The organism is Exiguobacterium sp. ZOR0005, from assembly GCF_000798975.1.
Taxonomy (GTDB): domain Bacteria; phylum Bacillota; class Bacilli; order Exiguobacteriales; family Exiguobacteriaceae; genus Exiguobacterium; species Exiguobacterium aurantiacum.
The window spans coordinates 1-16396 of the sequence record NZ_JTLB01000005.1 but is presented as its reverse complement, the minus strand read 5'-3'; the positions used below and the strand labels follow the sequence as shown (position 1 = coordinate 16396).

Genomic DNA, 16396 nt, shown 5'->3' with positions numbered 1-16396 from the left:
AAGACAACATGAGAAAAGAGGGACATCTGATGAACCGATACTTCGACTACGCCGCCACCCATCCGATGACGAAAGCTGCGCTCGACCATTATACGGCGATGGCACGCGGCGTCTACGGCAACCCGTCCTCCCTCCACAGCGCCGGATTCATGGCGGAAGATTATGTGACGGAAGCGCGACGACTCATCAAGCAAGCACTCGGACTCGACATGCTCCGCGGGAAACTGCTCTTCACCGGAAGCGGTTCCGAGAGCAACTACATCGCGCTGACGAGTCTCCGGAAACGAATGAAAGGAAAAGAAGTGATCACGTCGTGGCAAGAACACGACTCCGTCTCCTTGCTCCTTGACGAGTGGGAGGCTGAAGGTGTCACCGTCCATCGCTTGAAACTGAAAGACGGCCGTTTCGACCATGAGACGTTCACACGGCTCCTTGACCGGGACGTCGGGCTCGTGACGTTCCAGCACGTCAATTCGGACACGGGTTGGGTGTTGCCGCTCCATCACATCCTTTGCCAACTGAAATACAAGAAAGTGCTCTTTCACGTCGATGGGGTCCAAGCGCTCGGGAAGATCCCGGTCTCCGTCGACGGGATCGATGCCTACTCGTTCAGCGCCCATAAAGTCGGAGGACCAAAAGGCGTCGGGGGACTGTACATGGAACGGCTGCTTCCCCCGCCCTATTATCCAGGTCATCACCAGTATGGGATTCGACCGGGGACAATCGACGTGCCTGGCATCTGTGCTTTCGTCAAGGCGTTCACAGAACGACACGAACAACGGACACGTCATGAAAGAAATTTCTTATCGTTTCGTGCTATCTTGAAAGAGAAGACATCGTCTCACGTGCAATGGCTCGAGTTCGACGACCAAAGCCCGGCCATCAGCTCGTTCGTCTCGAACCGGCGTGACGGCCAGTGGTGGATGACCGAACTCGATGCACTCGGATTTCAAGTGTCCGCCGGCTCGGCTTGCCGGGCCGGACAGAACGGTCCGAACCGAATGCTCGAATCGCTCGGGTTCGAGACGAGCGCCTGCCACGGCCTCGTCCGGGTCTCGTTTGGTGAGGGCACGACCACAGAAGGTGTGTCAGCGCTCGCTGACGCCATCGTCACTTTAGCAAGGAGAGTTGAATCGTATGAACAAACGCTTAGCCGGTGAAGAACGCCGGCGTACGCTATTAGAACTGATTGAATCGAGCACGGAACCGATCACCGGGGCCGAGCTCGCCCGCCACGTCGCGGTCAGCCGGCAAGTCATCGTCCAAGACTTGTCGCTGTTGAAAGCGAAAGGACATCAGATCGTCGCGACCGCCCGTGGATACGTCTATCTTCCGGGTGAGGCGGCGCCGTCCGCCTATACGCGAAAAATCGTCTGCCGCCATACGGCTGACGAGATGGAAGCCGAGATGAACGCCATCGTCGACGAAGGCGTCACGATTCGCGACGTCATCATCGATCATCCCGTCTACGGGTCGATCACCGGACAGCTCATGGTGAAGAGCCGCCGGGACGTCCGTGCCTTCCTCGAACGGGTCGTCGCCAATCAGGCCGCCCCGCTGTCCCATCTGACGGACGGCCTGCATATCCATACGCTCGAAGCCGACAGTGAGGAAGCGCTCGACGCCGCCGTCCACGAACTCGACCGACTCGGCATCCTCGTGTCGGCCCTCGATTAAAAGATGTCACGTTTTTGTGACATCTTTTCTTTTGCTTTCTCGTCCCGTCCGTTATACTGATGGATGGGTATGATTTCCTATTCTAGTTATGAAAGGAGTGACGCAACGTGTGGCACTTCCTCGAGCAGCTCTTAGTCGGATGCGGTGTGTTCAGCATCCCGCTCGGTATTATCGTCCAATTGATCCCGAACGAGCTCGTCCTTGCTTATGGCGGGTATCTCGTCGGTTCCCATGACGCGTCGTTCCTGCTCATTTTCGTGCTCGCCTGGTCAGCGTTCGTCGCGAGCCAGGTCGGCTTATATTGGATCGGACGCTACGGCGGACGTCCGGTCGCGCTCAAGCTATATCGCTCGTTCCGCATCAAACACGACAAACAGCTCCAGGCCGAGGCGTGGTTTGAGAAGTACGGGGCTTGGATCGTCTGTCTCAGCTTGATCTGGCGACAACTGTTCGCCATCAGCGCCGGTGTCATGCGCCTGTCGTTCCGTAAATTTTTCGTCGTGACGACGATCGTCTTCGCCGTCTGGTCGTTCGCGTTCGTCAAAGTCGGGATGATGCTCGGGAGCAACTGGCGTCAAATCGGTGAATTCATGCACGGGTTCGGCCCGTACGTCGGGTTCGGCATCGCCTTGTTCTTCCTCATCCGGTATATCCGCTCGAATCCGAGCATCATAAAAAAGTCAGCTTGAGCGATCGCTCGAGCTGACTTTTTGAATAGAGGGAAACTGTCGCGTCACGGCGAATACGTCAATGTGAGACAATCACGACTCGTCGAATCAAGACGGCAACCGTCAAAGGAGGAATTTTTATGTTCCATCGTCGAAAAACGTACACGATTCGCCCTGAACGTCTAGAAGAATTCACAGCCTTTTTCCATACATACCTGTATCCGATCCAGGTATCGCATGGCGCGCGGCTCGTCGGTCGTTGGGTGACCGAGGACAAGACCGAGGTCATGGCGCTGTGGGAGTACCGGGACCGGGAACATTATGAACAAGTCGAACGGGACTACCGCTCGAGTTCGCTCCGCCGTGAGGCGATGAAGAAGCGGGCCCGGCTCGGGAAAGATCTCTACATCAAGTCGAGCGAGGAGTTCATGATGCCGACCGGGCACTACACGCCGCCGCGCACGATCGTCTCGGTGACAGCGTACGTCACGAACGAGCAAGGCGAGGTGCTCCTCGTCCAGAACACGCACCGGAACGACACGTACGAGATGCCGGGCGGTCAAGTCGAAGAGCATGAATCGATCGTCGACGCCGTTCATCGCGAAGTGAAAGAAGAGACCGGCGTGGACATCGAGATCGACGGCATCACCGGTATTTATCAAAACGTGTCTTCCCGCGTCCTCTGCGTCACGTTCCGGGCCCGGTACGTATCGGGCGACCTCGCCCCTCAAGAAGGCGAGACGCAAGAAGTCGGCTTCTTCACCGTCGACGCGACGAACGTGTCGGACTATATCAAGCGCGAGCATTTCCAAATGCGTTTCCTCGATGCGATCGACCCGACATATTTGCCGCACGCGATTTACAAAGTCCGGCCGTACGAACTGCTCGAACGTGTCGAGCGCCATCATACCGTCTGACGACGAAAGGGACCCCCAACGATGGAGGTCCCTTTGTCTTATGCTTCTTCAGCCGGTTCGGATTGGTTCGTCTCGACCAATAGCTTGCGGACGCGGCGTTTTTCGACGTGGAGAACGGTGAACGTCATGTCCTCATACGTGACACGCGCCCCTTTCTCTGGGATGTCGCCGAGCAGCTCGACGAACCATCCTCCCATCGTATTCGAGTCTATTTCAGGTTCTTTAATGCCCATCTCTTCAGCAAACTCATCGACGTCCATGTCAGCCATGCACTCGTACACGCCTTCACGAAGGCGTCTCAAGTAGACGACCGACTCATCGTGCTCGTCCCAAATGTCGCCGACGAGTTCCTCGAGCATATCCTCGAGTGTGATGAGTCCTGCCGTGCCCCCGAACTCATCGAGGACGACGGCCATGTGCGATTGTTTTTGCTGCAGAACCGGGAGCAGTTCAATCAACTTCGTCTGCGGAGAGACGTACGTGAGCGGACGGATGAGCGCCCGAATGTCGGTCACTTCATCCCGTACCATCGAACGGAGGAAATCTCGTTCTGACAATACCCCGATGACGTTGTCGATCGAGTCTTTGTAGACCGGCAAGCGAGAATGCCCGCCACTGAAAATCGTGTCTTTAATTTCTTCGAGCGAATCGTCGATGTCGACGGCGAGAATGTCGATCCGCGGCGTCAACACGTCATCGACAGTGATGTCGTTGAACGCGAAGGCGCTATGGACGAGTTCGGCCTCGGTCTCCCCGAGTACCCCTTCCTCTTCTCCCATATCGACGAGCACTTTCAGCTCTTCTTCCGTCACCGAAGGCTCTTTAGCCTTCATGCCGATGACACGAAGCGTCAAACGTTTCAGTCCGGTGAAAACGATCGTGATCGGCTTCAACACTTTCACCAAGAAGACGAGAATCCCGCTGATGAGCAACGAATATTTCTCGGCGAATTCTTTGGCGAGCGATTTCGGCAAAATCTCTCCGAAGATCAAGATGAGTACCGTCGTCGCGAACGTCGAGACGAGCAGTCCCGTCCCGCCGCTGAAAATCGACGTGGCGATCGCCGTCGCGACGGTCGCCGAACCGATGTTGACGATGTTGTTCCCGACGAGGATTGTCGAGAGCGTGTCGTCAAACCGATCGACGAGGTCAAGGACGCGCTTGGCGCCTTTATCCCCGTCTTCACTCATCCGGATCATCCGGACCCGGTTGACACTCGAGAGCGCGGTTTCCGCTGACGAGAAGAAAGCTGATAACAAAATCAAGACTGCATAAAGAATTAAACTAGACGAGGGCACAGGGTCCACGTTTACTTCACACTCCGTTTCCTATTTCAAAAGATTATTCGACAAACTCGAACTCGAAGTCGAGGATTGCCACGACGCTTCCGTCCTCGGCACCGAGTTTGCGGAGATCGTCGTCGATTCCCATTTGGCGCATTTGACGGGCGAATCGTTTAATCGACTCGTCGTGGTCGAAGTTCGTCATCTTGAAGAGTTTCTCGATGCGCGGCCCCGTGATCACGAAGCGATCGTACTCATCGATGTTGATTTGATACCCTTTCTCTTCCTTCTCGTAACGATAGACGACGCGCGGTGTCGCCGTCTTCTCTTCGAGCTCTTCGAGTGGGAATTCAGGCGTAGCATCCACAAGGTTAGCTACTTCGATGAGAAGGTTGCGAAGTCCTTCTTTCGCGAGCGCTGAAATCGGAAAGACTTTGACGTCATCACCGACTTTTTGCTGGAACTCAGCGAGAAGCGCTTCTGCATCCGGCATGTCCATCTTGTTGGCGACGACGATTTGTGGACGCTCGAGGAGACGTAAGTTGTACGACTCGAGCTCACGGTTGATCGTCGTGTAGTCTTCGAACGGGTCGCGCCCTTCCATGCCGCTCATATCGATCATGTGGACGATGACTTTCGTCCGTTCAATGTGACGGAGGAACTGGTGACCGAGGCCGACGCCTTGGCTCGCCCCTTCGATAAGTCCTGGAAGATCGGCCATGACGAAGTCACGGTCGTCCGCCGTCTTGACGACACCGAGGTTCGGTGTGATCGTCGTGAAGTGGTACGCTCCGATTTTCGGGCGTGCCGATGAGACGACCGACAACAACGTCGATTTCCCGACTGACGGGAAGCCGACGAGGCCGACGTCCGCGAGGAGTTTCAACTCGAGGCGAAGTTCGCGCTCTTGTCCTGGTTCCCCGTTTTCCGCGATCTCAGGTGCCGGGTTCGATGGCGTCGCAAAACGACAGTTCCCGCGTCCACCGCGTCCGCCTTTGGCGATCGTCGCGCGTTGGCCATGCTCTGTCAAATCGGCGATGACGGTATCCGTCGCCGCGTCAAAGACGATCGTGCCTGGTGGGACTTTGACGACGAGCGGCTTCGCGCGACGTCCATGCATCCCTTTCGACATTCCTTTTTCACCGTTATTGGCGATAAACTTTTTCGAGAAACGGAAGTCGACGAGCGTACGCAAGCCTTCCTCTACTTCAAAGATGACGTCGCCGCCGTGACCGCCGTCACCGCCGGCAGGGCCTCCGTCCGGGACATATTTTTCGCGGCGGAATGCAACCATCCCTTTACCGCCGTCTCCAGCTTTTACAAAAATATTAACCTGATCGACAAACATTTATTTCCCCTCCTTTAAACGAAACGTAGAACATTCTACGGTCTGTTCGTACACTTCCTCTGGCGTGAACACGCCTTCCGGCACGTTGCCGAAGACGCGAACCGTCAAGCCGTCCGTGAACGTCACATGAATCGGTCCATCCGTTCCTGACAGAAGACGGACGAGCTTGTCCGCCACGCGCGCGTCGTCGAACGACACGCGGTCGGTTGATACCGTATAGGTCAACCGCCCTTCCCAATTCGCCTGAATGACGACGACACTCGTCGCCGGTACGTTCAAGCGAACGAGCGCACTCTCTTCGTCGGCGTGCTGACGATAGCGATCGTACAGCTCCTCGAGTTTATCAGGCTCAAGCGCCGCATACAAAGAGATCATCTGAAGCCGATTCATCCATTCGTGACGGACGGTCGATACTAATTTTAGTGCTGCCTGTGAGTCCATTTGATCCTCTCCTAGAAAAAAAGACTCTAACCAAATAAGTGGCTAGAGTCTTCTGCGTGGTTCTACTTACGCAACTGGGTAAACGCTCACTTGTTTCTTGTCGCGACCAAGACGCTCGAAGCGTACTACGCCGTCAACTTTAGCAAACAATGTGTCGTCGCCACCACGGCCGACGTTTTCACCTGGGTGAATTTTCGTACCGCGTTGACGGTAGAGAATCGATCCAGCTGAAACAGTCTGTCCGTCAGCGCGTTTAGCGCCGAGGCGTTTCGAAATCGAGTCACGACCGTTTTTAGTCGATCCTACTCCCTTTTTCGATGCGAAGAACTGAAGGTTCAATTGTAACATGAGGTCCACCTCCTATTGTTCAATTTGGATATAATCACCGTAACTTTGGGCGACCGTGTCTAGTTGCACGATCATCCCTTCTAGTAACAGTTGGGTGCGAGTCATATCCTCCGGTGATAAATCAGGATACGTCTCGACATAAAAGTAACCACCCTCTGTTTTGTCTGCCATTTCTACGAGAAGCGACTGGCCAGCGAGTACCTCGACAGCGTTATACGCCCCAAAAATGATGGCGGAAACGCCGGCACACACTAAGTCAGAACCGGGTTCAGCAAAGTTGGCGTGACCTGTCACTTCGACGGAACGAATCGACTTCGTCTCGTCTCGTCTGACCGTTACTCGAATCATAAATTACGCTTCGATTTTCTCGATGCGAACTTTCGTGTAAGGCTGACGGTGACCTTGCTTACGACGGTAGTTTTTCTTAGCTTTCATTTTGAAGACAGTGATCTTCTTCGCGCGACCGTGTTTAACGACAGTTGCTACGACTTTAGCGCCCTCTACGAGTGGAGCTCCGACTTTAACATCGTCACCACCAACGAAAAGAACTTCACCGAATTCTACAGTACCCTCGACATCAGCATCGAGTTTTTCGATGTAGATCTCTTGACCTGCTTCAACTTTGATTTGCTTACCACCAGTTTTGATGATTGCGTACATATACGTGCACCTCCTTGTTTAACTCAGACTCGCCATCCAGGGCAGGGCAAAACCGTTTCAACCCGTTCTGTGCGGTTGTAGCCATTTGGGTGCTTCCAAACGAACTAACGTTATAGATGATACCACTCTCGTTCAAACGTTGTCAACGACGTTGTACGAAATTTTGACATTCCTCGACCGTCCCGAAAAAGGCGATGCCCGGCTCCCCTTCGATGAACAGCACTTCAAAGCCGAACGCGTCCCACTTCCCGTCTTGCCATTTCTGGGGCAGCGACAAGACGACGCCGTCGTGCGCCCCCAAGTCGAGGAGCGCCCGTTCGAGCCGAGAGAAGACAGCGAGCTTCGATGGACGCCCGTCACGCACCATCCGGTCTTGAATCGAGCGACCGGTCCGTTCCCGTGACAGTTCGAACAGCCCCATCTTCGTGAAGCCGTATATTTCGACGCGCCGCGGGTCCCGCGCCCCGACTTCTTTCATCTTTTTCAATAGACGTGTCTGACCGTCTTTTGAGCCGCGCAGGAAGTCGATGACGACCATGCCGCCGATGTTGCGAAGCCGGAGCTGCTCCATGACCGTATAGAGCGCCGCCTCGTTGATCGTGTCCGCGGCCCGTCCTTTGTCTTTGACGGCGACGTTTTTACCGCTGTTGACGTCGATGACGGTCATCGTCTCGACTTGTTCGATCAAGACGTACGCCCCGCCCTCGAGCCAGGCGACACGGCTCTCGAGTTTGTCGATCGCGTCGTCGAGCCTGAGCGCCTCTTTCATCCGTCCTTTGCCGACGTGGCGTTCGACCGGGATTTCGAGACGCTCGAGGCGCCGTTTCGCCTCAGCATCGTTCGTCGTGACCGACTCGACCGCGTGTCTACGGGCGAACTGCTCACAGAGAAGCTCGTCTTGCCCGAAGCGGTTCTGTTCGACGTCACGGGCTCGGGCGCGCAAAAGTTCGAGCTCTTCCTGTAGCGCCTTCGGACTCGCCTGGCCGGACTCCGTCCGGAACAACACCCCTTCTGCCTCGGTGAGATCAAACACTTTCGACAGCCGGTCCTGTGTGACGAGGTCGAGCTTGCGGCTGTACAGCTGTCGTCGCCCGTACGGGAAGTAGACGACATAGCGCCCGCCGAAACGGATGTTCTCCGTCACTTTATGATGCTTGCCGTTGATGCCTTCTTTCGTCACTTGGACGAGCCGTTTCTCACCGACGACCGCCGCTTGTCCGATCGTCGGGACGTCCGGGTACGACGCGAGCGCCTTCAGCGTCTCGGCGATCGGCAGGAAGAACGTCGTCGCGCCGTCGGTCAAAAACGCGGCCCCGAGCGACGGGTGGATGCGTTCGACCGCCGCCTCTAGTATCGTCCCGACCGACAGTTGGTCGATGAACCGTTCCTCGACCTCGAGCAAACGCTCCCCGTCGACGAGCATCGCCCGTTCGATCGATGGCGTCCGTTCATAGATGAGTTTCATGCGCCTCTCTCCTTTCGACACAAAAAGGCAACTTTCGTTGCCTTTACGCTTTTTTCATTCCAAATTTCATCATGAGCCGTGTCCAGAAACCGACTTGTTTTTTCTCGGTTTGAATCGACATGAGCGGCACCGACTCGCCGAGGATGCGGCGCGTGATGTTGCGGTACGCTTGTCCGGCGTTGTTGTCCGGATTCATCGTCACCGGTACCCCACGGTTTGCCGCGGCGATGACTTCTTCATCGTCGACGACGACGCCGAGGAGGTCGATTGACAAGATGCGCATGATGTCATCGATGTCGAGCATGTCGCCTGATTCGACGAGATGGTTTTTGACACGGTTGACGATCAATTTCGGCGCGGCGACGTGCTCGGCTTGTTCGAGCATGCCGATGATGCGGTCCGCGTCTTGGACGGCCGCCTTCTCCGGCGTCGTCACGACGACGGCCTCGTCCGCGCCGGCGATCGCGTTCATGAACCCTTGCTCGATGCCGGCCGGGCAGTCGATCAACACGAAGTCATACTCCGTCTTCAACTGGTCGATGATTTCTTTCACTTGTTCCGGTTGGACCGACGTCTTGTCTTTCGACTGGGCGGCCGGGAGCAAGTACATCTCTTCGAACCGTTTGTCGCGGACGAGCGCTTGATGCAGCTTGCACTGGCCGTTGATGACGTCGACGAGGTTATAGATGCTTCGGTTGTCGAGTCCGAGGACGATGTCTAAGTTCCGGAGACCGATGTCCGTATCGACGAGACAGACCGAGTGGCCGGATAACGCAAGACCGGTCCCGAGGTTCGCGGTCGTCGTCGTCTTCCCGACGCCACCTTTCCCCGACGTCACGACGATGGCCCGACCTTTCTTCACTTCTTTCGCTGTATGTACAGGCTCTACTACTTGCTCCATCAAACTCACCCTCTCTGTAATTCCATTGCATATGCGTCTTTCAATCCTGTCATGACTTGACGAAGACGCGTCATTTCAATGCCCTGATTTGTCTGATACGCGCAACCCATCTCGATTTCCGGAAGCGGTTCATCTCCGTCTGACGCGAGCACGTGCTCGCCAATCGCCAGAAACTTTGGATGGAGCAGACTCGCGGTGATCACCGCGTCCTCCCATCCTTCGACACCGGCCCGGACATTTCCTCGTATCGTGCCTAAACAATAGATGCTTCCCGTCGCCCGTACTTCTGAACCCGGGTTGATATCCCCGATGATGAGCACCGAGCCGTCGAACGAGAGCACTTGTCCGCTGCGGATCGTCCCGCTATGGTAGTGGAACGTCTTCTTGCCGTACGTCGCTTTCGCCTCTTCGGTCAGCATGACCTCACTCGAAAGCTCCTCGATATAAAAAACGCCATGACGAGCAACGACTTCACGAATTTGACGTGACAGCTCCTCGTCCAAATAACGAGTTCCCGCGTGCAATTTGAGTGCAATCTTCCCAGAGGGCGGCTCCATTTCTTGCAACGTGGCCTCTAACTCTAGGAGCACCTCGTCGATGCCACTTCTTGGATTGAAGTGGATTGCAATCCCGTTGCGATGTCCTTTAATCGTAATGTGTCGTTTACGCTCCATCATGGCTACCCTCTCTTCGCTACAGGTCGCGGCGCCACGTATCGCGTCATCGGGTAATAGAGCACCGCGATGGCGATCGCATTGACGAACAACGTCCCTGGAATCTGTTCAACTAATAGTGTTTGAATGGTCATGGTCGTCCCGCCGATTGCTGCCATCACACTGTAAATCGTGAAGGAGAAGACAAGCATCATAAACGTGAACGTGATGACGACCGAGAAGAAGTTCTCACCTATATATTTTAACACGAAGCTGACTAAGAGAGGAATGAGTGAAAAAGTAAATAAGTAAATTCCGAGCAAGTCGGTGTAGACGATGTCATACAATAACCCGAACACGAGCCCGAAACCGAGTGCCGACTCCCAGCGGCCATACAAACTAATATACATGAGCCCGATCAACGTCAAAGACAAAAACGGGGTCATGTAGTGCCACGAATAGATGGCGGCCCATGTCCCTTCAATAAGAAAGAGGAGGAACAGGGCGATGAACACTCTCATGTTACTCACCGGCTGCTCCTCCTTCCTCAGGACCCGTCAAGAACGGCTCGACGAGCGTTCGATCGATGACGAACATTTGCGAAAACTCGTTGAAGTCCGCCTCTGGCTTGATGCGGGCAACTTGAGACACGCCGTACTCGTCGGTCTCGATTGATTCGACCGTCCCGATGACGAGACCGGCCGGATAACGTCCGCCAAGGCCTGACGTCGACACGATCTCGCCTTCTTTCAACTCGACGCTGTTCGAGATCTTCGTGAAGAAGAGCTCGTTCGTCTCGCTGTCGAATCCATCGATCGTCCCGTACGTCGCTTTGCCGTCCGCATCGTTGACGACCGCCGAGACGTTATTCGTCCGGTTGTTGTCGCTGAGCAGTTGGACTTGTGACGTGTAGGCACTCGCTTGGATGACGCGACCGACCATACCGCCGGCGGCCGTGACGGCCATCCCTCTTTCGACGCCGCGTTCTTGACCGACGTTGATCGTCACGTAACGCTGCCAGTCGTTCGGTGTCCGTCCGATCACTTCGGCCGGGATTAAGTCGAAGTCACGAAGCGACGTTTCGCTTGCCTCAACCATCTTACGCAACTCTTCGTTCTCCCGGCGAAGGTCTTCGGCTTCGACCGACACTTCAGCATATTTCGTCAAATGTTGTTTCAACTGACGGTTTTCTTCATAGATGTCGCGGACGTCCGAAATCGAGGACACCGTGCTGTCCATCCAGCCGATCGGCACGGTGAACACCCGTTGGAACGTCCCGACCACATCACGCGTGACGTCTTGGTACCAGGCAGATTCCGATCGTCCTCGAATCGAAACTCCTAAAATGACGACGAACAAGATAATACCAATCAGCGTGATGATGAGCTTTTTATTGCGTACGAACCGGCTCATCGCTTTTCACCTCTCATCGACGCGACGAGATGCCTGATTTTGAACGGAGGACGTCCATCATTTCGAGAGATTTTCCAGTCCCGATGGCGACACAGTCGAGTGGCTCATCCGCGACGAGCGTCGGGATGTGTGTCTCATCCGAGATGACATCGTCCAAGTTTTTGAGGAGTGCCCCACCGCCTGTAAGGACAATCCCGCGGTCCATGACGTCAGCCGCGAGTTCAGGTGGCGTCTGTTCGAGCGTTTGTTTCACGCCGGCAAGAATTGCTTCGACCGTATCCGACAACGCTTCACACACTTCAGAAGCCGAGACTTCGATTTGTTTCGGAAGACCCGTCACGAGATCGCGACCGCGGATTTCCATCTTCTCCCCTTCGTTCGAGGCGTCGATGCGTGCAGAGCCAATTTCCATTTTGAGCGACTCTGACGTCCGTTCCCCGATCATGAGGTTGTATTTGTTTTTGATGTAACGAATAATGGCGTCATCCATTTCGTCACCGCCGACACGAATCGATTGGCTCGTCACGATGCCGCCAAGTGAAATCACTGCGACTTCGGTCGTCCCGCCACCGATATCGACGACCATCGAGCCAGTCGGTTCCCAAACCGGGAGACCAGCGCCAATCGCGGCCGCAAACGGTTCTTCGATCGTGTACGCTTCGCGCGCGCCAGCTTGCTTGGCCGCATCTTCGACGGCACGTTTTTCGACCGATGTGATGCCGCTCGGCACACAAATCATGACGTTCGTCTTCGACGAGAATAAACCGCTCTTCGACTTTTGCGCTTGCTCCATGAAGTATTTGATCATCGTAGCCGTCGTCTCGAAGTCGGCGATGACCCCATCTTTCATCGGACGACGTGCTGTGACGTTGCCCGGTGTGCGTCCAATCATATCTTTAGCCTGATTACCAACGGCCTCAATTCTTCCTGTATCTGTACGGAACGCCACAACAGACGGTTCACGAACGACGATGCCTTGACCTTTTACATAAACGAGCGTATTAGCCGTTCCAAGGTCGATTCCGATTTCTCGGTTGAAACTACGAAACATAGGTGCTGCCCCTCTCTTATTTACACTATTTTTTATTATAACGGAAAAATCATATTTGAAAACGTTCATTCGATTACAGGTTATTTACAATCCCTGTATCTCAGTCCTGTCTCACCGTCTATTAGTTTGCCTTCTTTTGCCGAAAAACGCAAATCAAAAAGCAAGCGCATGAAAGCGCCTGCTTCGATTTCGACTCGTTGTCATCAAATATTCTTTAGTGTGAGAAGCACTGCCGTTTGAAGCGTTTGTCGGTTCCTCTCATGCAATTTGACGAAAAAGCTTTTCAAGAACGTTTTGACATTACAGACGACGTGCCAATAGTGCTCGGGCTCGAGTTGTTGTTTTTGAACGCGCAACGTAGCAGGTAAGCCTTCTAATAATAGGATGACCTCGTGCTCGTCCATGCCCCGGTCGAGCAATCCAAAGATCGGGTTCAGGAGCCGCTCATCCTCGTCATGTGTATACACGGTCGGGACGATCACTTTGTTCCACAGCGCCTCGAGCACCTCACCGAACTCCGTCTCATCGAGTTGCGGATGCAACACGAGCTCATCGAACGCATCGGCCACATGCGCGATCGAATGGGACCAGCCTTTCCCGGGCACGTAGCCTCTCGTGTCGATTTCACAGTCGAGATACGCCAACAGCTTCGCTTTCAACATGTCGATGTCCGCTTCAGACAAGAAGTGCTGTTGCCTGTCTTGAAACACGATCAAGGCGAGCAACAGCGTCGAGAACGCCCGCGTGAAGACGGTGTCCGTCCCCGTCTCGCCGATGCCGTGGAACAAGTGATACTTGAGCGTCGTCTGGAACAGGTTCGTCAATTGCTCGTTCGTCAGACAATCGTCCTCGATGATGAACCGGTAAAACAACGTGTAAATCAACTGGTCTCGAAGTTCGGGATCGGTCGAGCCGATATGATGGAGCATCGATTGGATGACCCGCTCTTCGTCAAGTTCATGTAACCGGGTTGTCCCGTTCTTCATGTCCGTCAACATCGATTTCAAATCCTGCTCATGATAGATAATGTCCTCATCCATGTCTCATCCCACTCCCCCATCATCCACCTGTTGATAACGTTTTCGACACCGCGTCGGTTGACTCCTCTACACACAAAAAGCAGGCGTGGATACGCCTGCTGCGTTCGAATAATAATCAGAGGCCAGGTTGGAGCGGAAGCAAAAGCATCGCCCCGTAAAAGAAGACCGTGAAAATCAATACCGGGCGAAAGAAGCGGGACGGTTTTTGTCGCGTCGCCCCTGCCATGAAGCTCGCCGTCGTCATAACGAACAAATATACACCGACGTACATGAACGCGAGTTGCGGGATGACCTGCCACGCTTGAAAATCGAGCGAGGAATTGAACCAGGCGACAAATATAGCCGCATACGCGATCCATGCACCAATCCCGATGCCGACACCGACGAGCGGCGAGACACGGTCGAGCCAATGGTCTTCTCGTTGGAACCGTTGAAACAGTGCCGTACTGATAAAGACAAACAATCCGAACACGATGAACGACAACAAGAGTGGCTCGAGCGGGACAAAGCTTGCGACGAGCGCGACAACAACTATCAATAACCAAACTAATTTTTCCATTGTGAACACCTCGTAATCCATCCTAACATAGCTACTTATTTAGAATAAGCTCTACCCAAAATATGTATGGCTTCTCATGCAAGATAAACGATTGCCATTTCCCTGTTGTTCCCAATTAATATTAATGTTATCTTTGTAACTTATTGTCTAAGGAGGGTTTAGCGTGAAATTTTATCAAAAAACATGGTTTGTCATGATTTCGTTGATTTTATTTTTCCCACTCGGGGTGTTCCTCATGTGGAAACATAAGAAATTCAACAAACTCGGACGTGTCGTCTTCACAGTTTTCTTCGGTCTCATCTTTGTCATTGCAGTCTCTGGGATTCTCGGTTCAGAAGAGAACAATCAAGCTACTTCAACCGCACCGATTAAAGAAGATGTCGAGGCAAATATAGAAAGCGACACCGATGAAAAAAATCCTGAATCAGAAAGCGAGCAACAAAAGCAAGCTGATAGTAAAAACACAGCTTTAGGTAACTTTTCAGAACGTCCTGTCATGAACGGTTCAAAAACGGAACGAATCGGTACATATGTTCACGTTCATTCTGATCGGTCTTTAATCACTGAAGCGAGTCTCATCGATTTCGTGCAGAATGATTTACCTCGTTTTGAGGATATGAATTGGGTCGTGATTGATTTGAATGACGGCTATGGACTTCATTTTCTGCCTTCGATACCATCAGCTGACTATGGGTTGATTGAGGATGGCAGTCTCTCAAAAGGCTACGAAAGCTATTTAATATACGCAGAAGAAGGCTCGATTCAAAAGAATGTTTATGAAGGTGCTTCAGGGTATAAACCTTTACTTTAAGTTAGAGGCATTACCATAAGCTTAACATTATAAAACAATCCAAAAGAGCAGGCACTCGATGAGAGTCCTGCTTTTTTGATTCGGTCGTTTGTATTCATGTAGATATTAATAACTTTCACTCCTGTTGAATTGATATAGGAGACAATATTTAAGTAGATTTATTCAAACTATCTACAAATAAACACAATCGATTGTCATATATTTTAAATATGGTAATCGTTTTGTAAAATATGTTATATTCAATTAGTTCAAAAGGAGGAATTACAATGAAATTTTATCAAACGACTTGGTTTACAATCTTAACCTTGCTCTTATTTTTCCCAGTCGGCTTATTCTTAATGTGGAAATATCAAAAGTTCAATAAGGCGGCACGAATCATCATCAGCATATTTTTTGGGTTCTTGATTTTAGGGAACATGTTCGGAGATTCCGATACTAAACAAGTTGGCACAGTTGTTGATAAAAAAGAAGTCCCTTCAACTGTAGTAGCTGACGACGAAATTGAAGAACCAACACCTGAAGAAGTGGCCGCTGCTGAGCAGTCAGCTAAAGAAGAACAGGAAAAGACCGATGCAGAAGAAGCAAAAAAAGCCGAAGAAGCGGCAAAACAAGCAGAAGCTGATGCACTCGAGGTTGAAGAAATGCTTTTTGACGCCGAACTTAAGAATCAGGTTACTGAATTCGGAAATGGCCTCGGGTTGATTGGCGAGCTCTTCATCTTACTCTCTAGTAATCCGTTAGCAGGTCAAAGTGAGGAATTTGAGTATGCTTCTGGAGAAATAGAAAACATGCTTAACAGAATGATGGATAGCGCAAACGAATTAGATGCTCCATCTACACGCGAACAAGCAAAGTCAGATTACATCGAAATTATTGAACGAACTCAACAAGCATCTGAAGCTGGAGTTAATGGTGTAAAAGCACTTGATGCAGAATTAATTACTGAGGGTGGAATTCTAATGTCGGAAGTAAATCAGATGCTTGAAGACTTTTTAGCAACACACTACTGATTGTGCTCTGAACCACAAAAGTTAGAAAATGTAATAGTTCGTAAAAAGTCTCAAAAAACCTGAGCCCGGTATGAAGTGCTCCCTGTCAAGTAGACAGGACAAACAATGAAAACCAGCCTAGGCGGCTTGAGACCTGTATTCGACAGGGCTC

20 protein-coding genes and 1 other annotated feature are annotated in these 16396 nt (G+C 52.7%); of the genes, 6 read left to right on the top strand and 14 right to left on the bottom strand.

The features are described from left to right. Positions 1–29 precede the first annotated feature (29 nt). From L971_RS01610 to L971_RS01595, 4 genes are all read left to right on the top strand, one after another. Positions 30–1160, top strand: a complete 1131-nt coding sequence (locus L971_RS01610) for a cysteine desulfurase family protein (RefSeq protein ID WP_156111483.1) — start codon at positions 30–32, stop codon at positions 1158–1160. Further along, positions 1138–1677: a transcription repressor NadR gene (locus tag L971_RS01605; RefSeq protein ID WP_029335599.1), complete on the top strand. Its 540-nt coding sequence runs from the start codon at positions 1138–1140 to the stop codon at positions 1675–1677. Before L971_RS01610 ends, L971_RS01605 begins: the two co-directional genes overlap by 23 nt. A gap of 107 nt (positions 1678–1784) precedes the next feature. After that, on the top strand, positions 1785–2366 hold the full coding sequence (locus L971_RS01600; RefSeq protein ID WP_047373997.1) for a DedA family protein: 582 nt from the start codon (positions 1785–1787) through the stop codon (positions 2364–2366). Positions 2367–2485: 119 nt separating this feature from the next. Then, the gene (locus L971_RS01595; RefSeq protein WP_024369874.1) at positions 2486–3262 is read left to right on the top strand and encodes an NUDIX domain-containing protein; all 777 of its coding nucleotides are present in this window, start codon (positions 2486–2488) and stop codon (positions 3260–3262) included. Between the two features lie 38 nt (positions 3263–3300). Here the strand turns inward: L971_RS01595 and L971_RS01590 are convergent, their stop codons facing one another. The 14 genes from L971_RS01590 to L971_RS01525 form a co-directional block, all read right to left on the bottom strand. After that, a complete protein-coding gene (locus tag L971_RS01590) occupies positions 3301–4560 on the bottom strand; it encodes a CNNM domain-containing protein (RefSeq protein WP_034799913.1) in 1260 nt (419 codons plus the stop codon). A gap of 43 nt (positions 4561–4603) precedes the next feature. Next, positions 4604–5893 carry a GTPase ObgE gene (gene obgE / locus L971_RS01585; RefSeq protein ID WP_024369872.1) on the bottom strand — a complete coding sequence of 430 codons (1290 nt, stop codon included), beginning with the start codon at positions 5891–5893 and terminating at the stop codon, positions 4604–4606. After that, a complete protein-coding gene (locus L971_RS01580) occupies positions 5894–6334 on the bottom strand; it encodes a Spo0B domain-containing protein (RefSeq protein WP_024369871.1) in 441 nt (146 codons plus the stop codon). A gap of 66 nt (positions 6335–6400) precedes the next feature. Continuing rightward, positions 6401–6682: a 50S ribosomal protein L27 gene (gene rpmA, locus L971_RS01575; RefSeq protein ID WP_016508537.1), complete on the bottom strand. Its 282-nt coding sequence runs from the start codon at positions 6680–6682 to the stop codon at positions 6401–6403. 12 nt (positions 6683–6694) lie between these two features. Then, a complete protein-coding gene (locus L971_RS01570; RefSeq protein WP_024369870.1) occupies positions 6695–7030 on the bottom strand; it encodes a ribosomal-processing cysteine protease Prp in 336 nt (111 codons plus the stop codon). Between the two features lie 3 nt (positions 7031–7033). Continuing rightward, positions 7034–7342 carry a 50S ribosomal protein L21 gene (gene rplU / locus L971_RS01565; protein WP_016508528.1) on the bottom strand — a complete coding sequence of 103 codons (309 nt, stop codon included), beginning with the start codon at positions 7340–7342 and terminating at the stop codon, positions 7034–7036. Positions 7343–7357: 15 nt separating this feature from the next. Then, positions 7358–7429: a sequence feature (ribosomal protein L21 leader region), on the bottom strand. Positions 7430–7484: 55 nt separating this feature from the next. Next, complete coding sequence (locus L971_RS01560; protein WP_047373992.1) at positions 7485–8807, bottom strand: ribonuclease E/G; 1323 nt, start codon at positions 8805–8807, stop codon at positions 7485–7487. Positions 8808–8850: 43 nt separating this feature from the next. Beyond that, positions 8851–9708: a septum site-determining protein MinD gene (minD, locus tag L971_RS01555; RefSeq protein ID WP_024369868.1), complete on the bottom strand. Its 858-nt coding sequence runs from the start codon at positions 9706–9708 to the stop codon at positions 8851–8853. Positions 9709–9713: 5 nt separating this feature from the next. After that, positions 9714–10382, bottom strand: a complete 669-nt coding sequence (locus tag L971_RS01550; RefSeq protein ID WP_228618150.1) for a septum site-determining protein MinC — start codon at positions 10380–10382, stop codon at positions 9714–9716. Positions 10383–10387: 5 nt separating this feature from the next. Then, a complete protein-coding gene (gene mreD, locus L971_RS01545; RefSeq protein WP_051151337.1) occupies positions 10388–10882 on the bottom strand; it encodes a rod shape-determining protein MreD in 495 nt (164 codons plus the stop codon). A gap of 1 nt (position 10883) precedes the next feature. Continuing rightward, complete coding sequence (mreC, locus tag L971_RS01540) at positions 10884–11774, bottom strand: rod shape-determining protein MreC (RefSeq protein ID WP_024369865.1); 891 nt, start codon at positions 11772–11774, stop codon at positions 10884–10886. A gap of 13 nt (positions 11775–11787) precedes the next feature. Next, complete coding sequence (locus L971_RS01535) at positions 11788–12825, bottom strand: rod shape-determining protein (RefSeq protein WP_024369864.1); 1038 nt, start codon at positions 12823–12825, stop codon at positions 11788–11790. 203 nt (positions 12826–13028) lie between these two features. Then, positions 13029–13865 carry a DUF2785 domain-containing protein gene (locus tag L971_RS01530; protein WP_047373988.1) on the bottom strand — a complete coding sequence of 279 codons (837 nt, stop codon included), beginning with the start codon at positions 13863–13865 and terminating at the stop codon, positions 13029–13031. Positions 13866–13980: 115 nt separating this feature from the next. Next, positions 13981–14424 carry a hypothetical protein gene (locus tag L971_RS01525; protein WP_047373986.1) on the bottom strand — a complete coding sequence of 148 codons (444 nt, stop codon included), beginning with the start codon at positions 14422–14424 and terminating at the stop codon, positions 13981–13983. 163 nt (positions 14425–14587) lie between these two features. Between L971_RS01525 and L971_RS01520 the strand changes: the two genes are divergently transcribed. After that, complete coding sequence (locus L971_RS01520) at positions 14588–15235, top strand: VanZ family protein (RefSeq protein ID WP_047373984.1); 648 nt, start codon at positions 14588–14590, stop codon at positions 15233–15235. A gap of 266 nt (positions 15236–15501) precedes the next feature. Further along, a complete protein-coding gene (locus L971_RS01515) occupies positions 15502–16245 on the top strand; it encodes a hypothetical protein (RefSeq protein WP_047373982.1) in 744 nt (247 codons plus the stop codon). Positions 16246–16396: the final 151 nt, after the last annotated feature.

Coding starts and splice junctions, on each gene's coding strand:
- L971_RS01610 (WP_156111483.1), top strand. CDS start 30: ATGAACCGATACTTCGACTACGCCGCCACCCATCCGATGACGAAAGCT.
- L971_RS01605 (WP_029335599.1), top strand. CDS start 1,138: ATGAACAAACGCTTAGCCGGTGAAGAACGCCGGCGTACGCTATTAGAA.
- L971_RS01595 (WP_024369874.1), top strand. CDS start 2,486: ATGTTCCATCGTCGAAAAACGTACACGATTCGCCCTGAACGTCTAGAA.
- obgE (WP_024369872.1), bottom strand. CDS start 5,893: ATGTTTGTCGATCAGGTTAATATTTTTGTAAAAGCTGGAGACGGCGGT.
- L971_RS01580 (WP_024369871.1), bottom strand. CDS start 6,334: ATGGACTCACAGGCAGCACTAAAATTAGTATCGACCGTCCGTCACGAA.
- rpmA (WP_016508537.1), bottom strand. CDS start 6,682: ATGTTACAATTGAACCTTCAGTTCTTCGCATCGAAAAAGGGAGTAGGA.
- L971_RS01570 (WP_024369870.1), bottom strand. CDS start 7,030: ATGATTCGAGTAACGGTCAGACGAGACGAGACGAAGTCGATTCGTTCC.
- rplU (WP_016508528.1), bottom strand. CDS start 7,342: ATGTACGCAATCATCAAAACTGGTGGTAAGCAAATCAAAGTTGAAGCA.
- L971_RS01560 (WP_047373992.1), bottom strand. CDS start 8,807: ATGAAACTCATCTATGAACGGACGCCATCGATCGAACGGGCGATGCTC.
- minD (WP_024369868.1), bottom strand. CDS start 9,708: ATGGAGCAAGTAGTAGAGCCTGTACATACAGCGAAAGAAGTGAAGAAA.
- L971_RS01550 (WP_228618150.1), bottom strand. CDS start 10,382: ATGGAGCGTAAACGACACATTACGATTAAAGGACATCGCAACGGGATT.
- mreD (WP_051151337.1), bottom strand. CDS start 10,882: ATGAGAGTGTTCATCGCCCTGTTCCTCCTCTTTCTTATTGAAGGGACA.
- mreC (WP_024369865.1), bottom strand. CDS start 11,774: ATGAGCCGGTTCGTACGCAATAAAAAGCTCATCATCACGCTGATTGGT.
- L971_RS01535 (WP_024369864.1), bottom strand. CDS start 12,825: ATGTTTCGTAGTTTCAACCGAGAAATCGGAATCGACCTTGGAACGGCT.
- L971_RS01530 (WP_047373988.1), bottom strand. CDS start 13,865: ATGGATGAGGACATTATCTATCATGAGCAGGATTTGAAATCGATGTTG.
- L971_RS01525 (WP_047373986.1), bottom strand. CDS start 14,424: ATGGAAAAATTAGTTTGGTTATTGATAGTTGTTGTCGCGCTCGTCGCA.
- L971_RS01515 (WP_047373982.1), top strand. CDS start 15,502: ATGAAATTTTATCAAACGACTTGGTTTACAATCTTAACCTTGCTCTTA.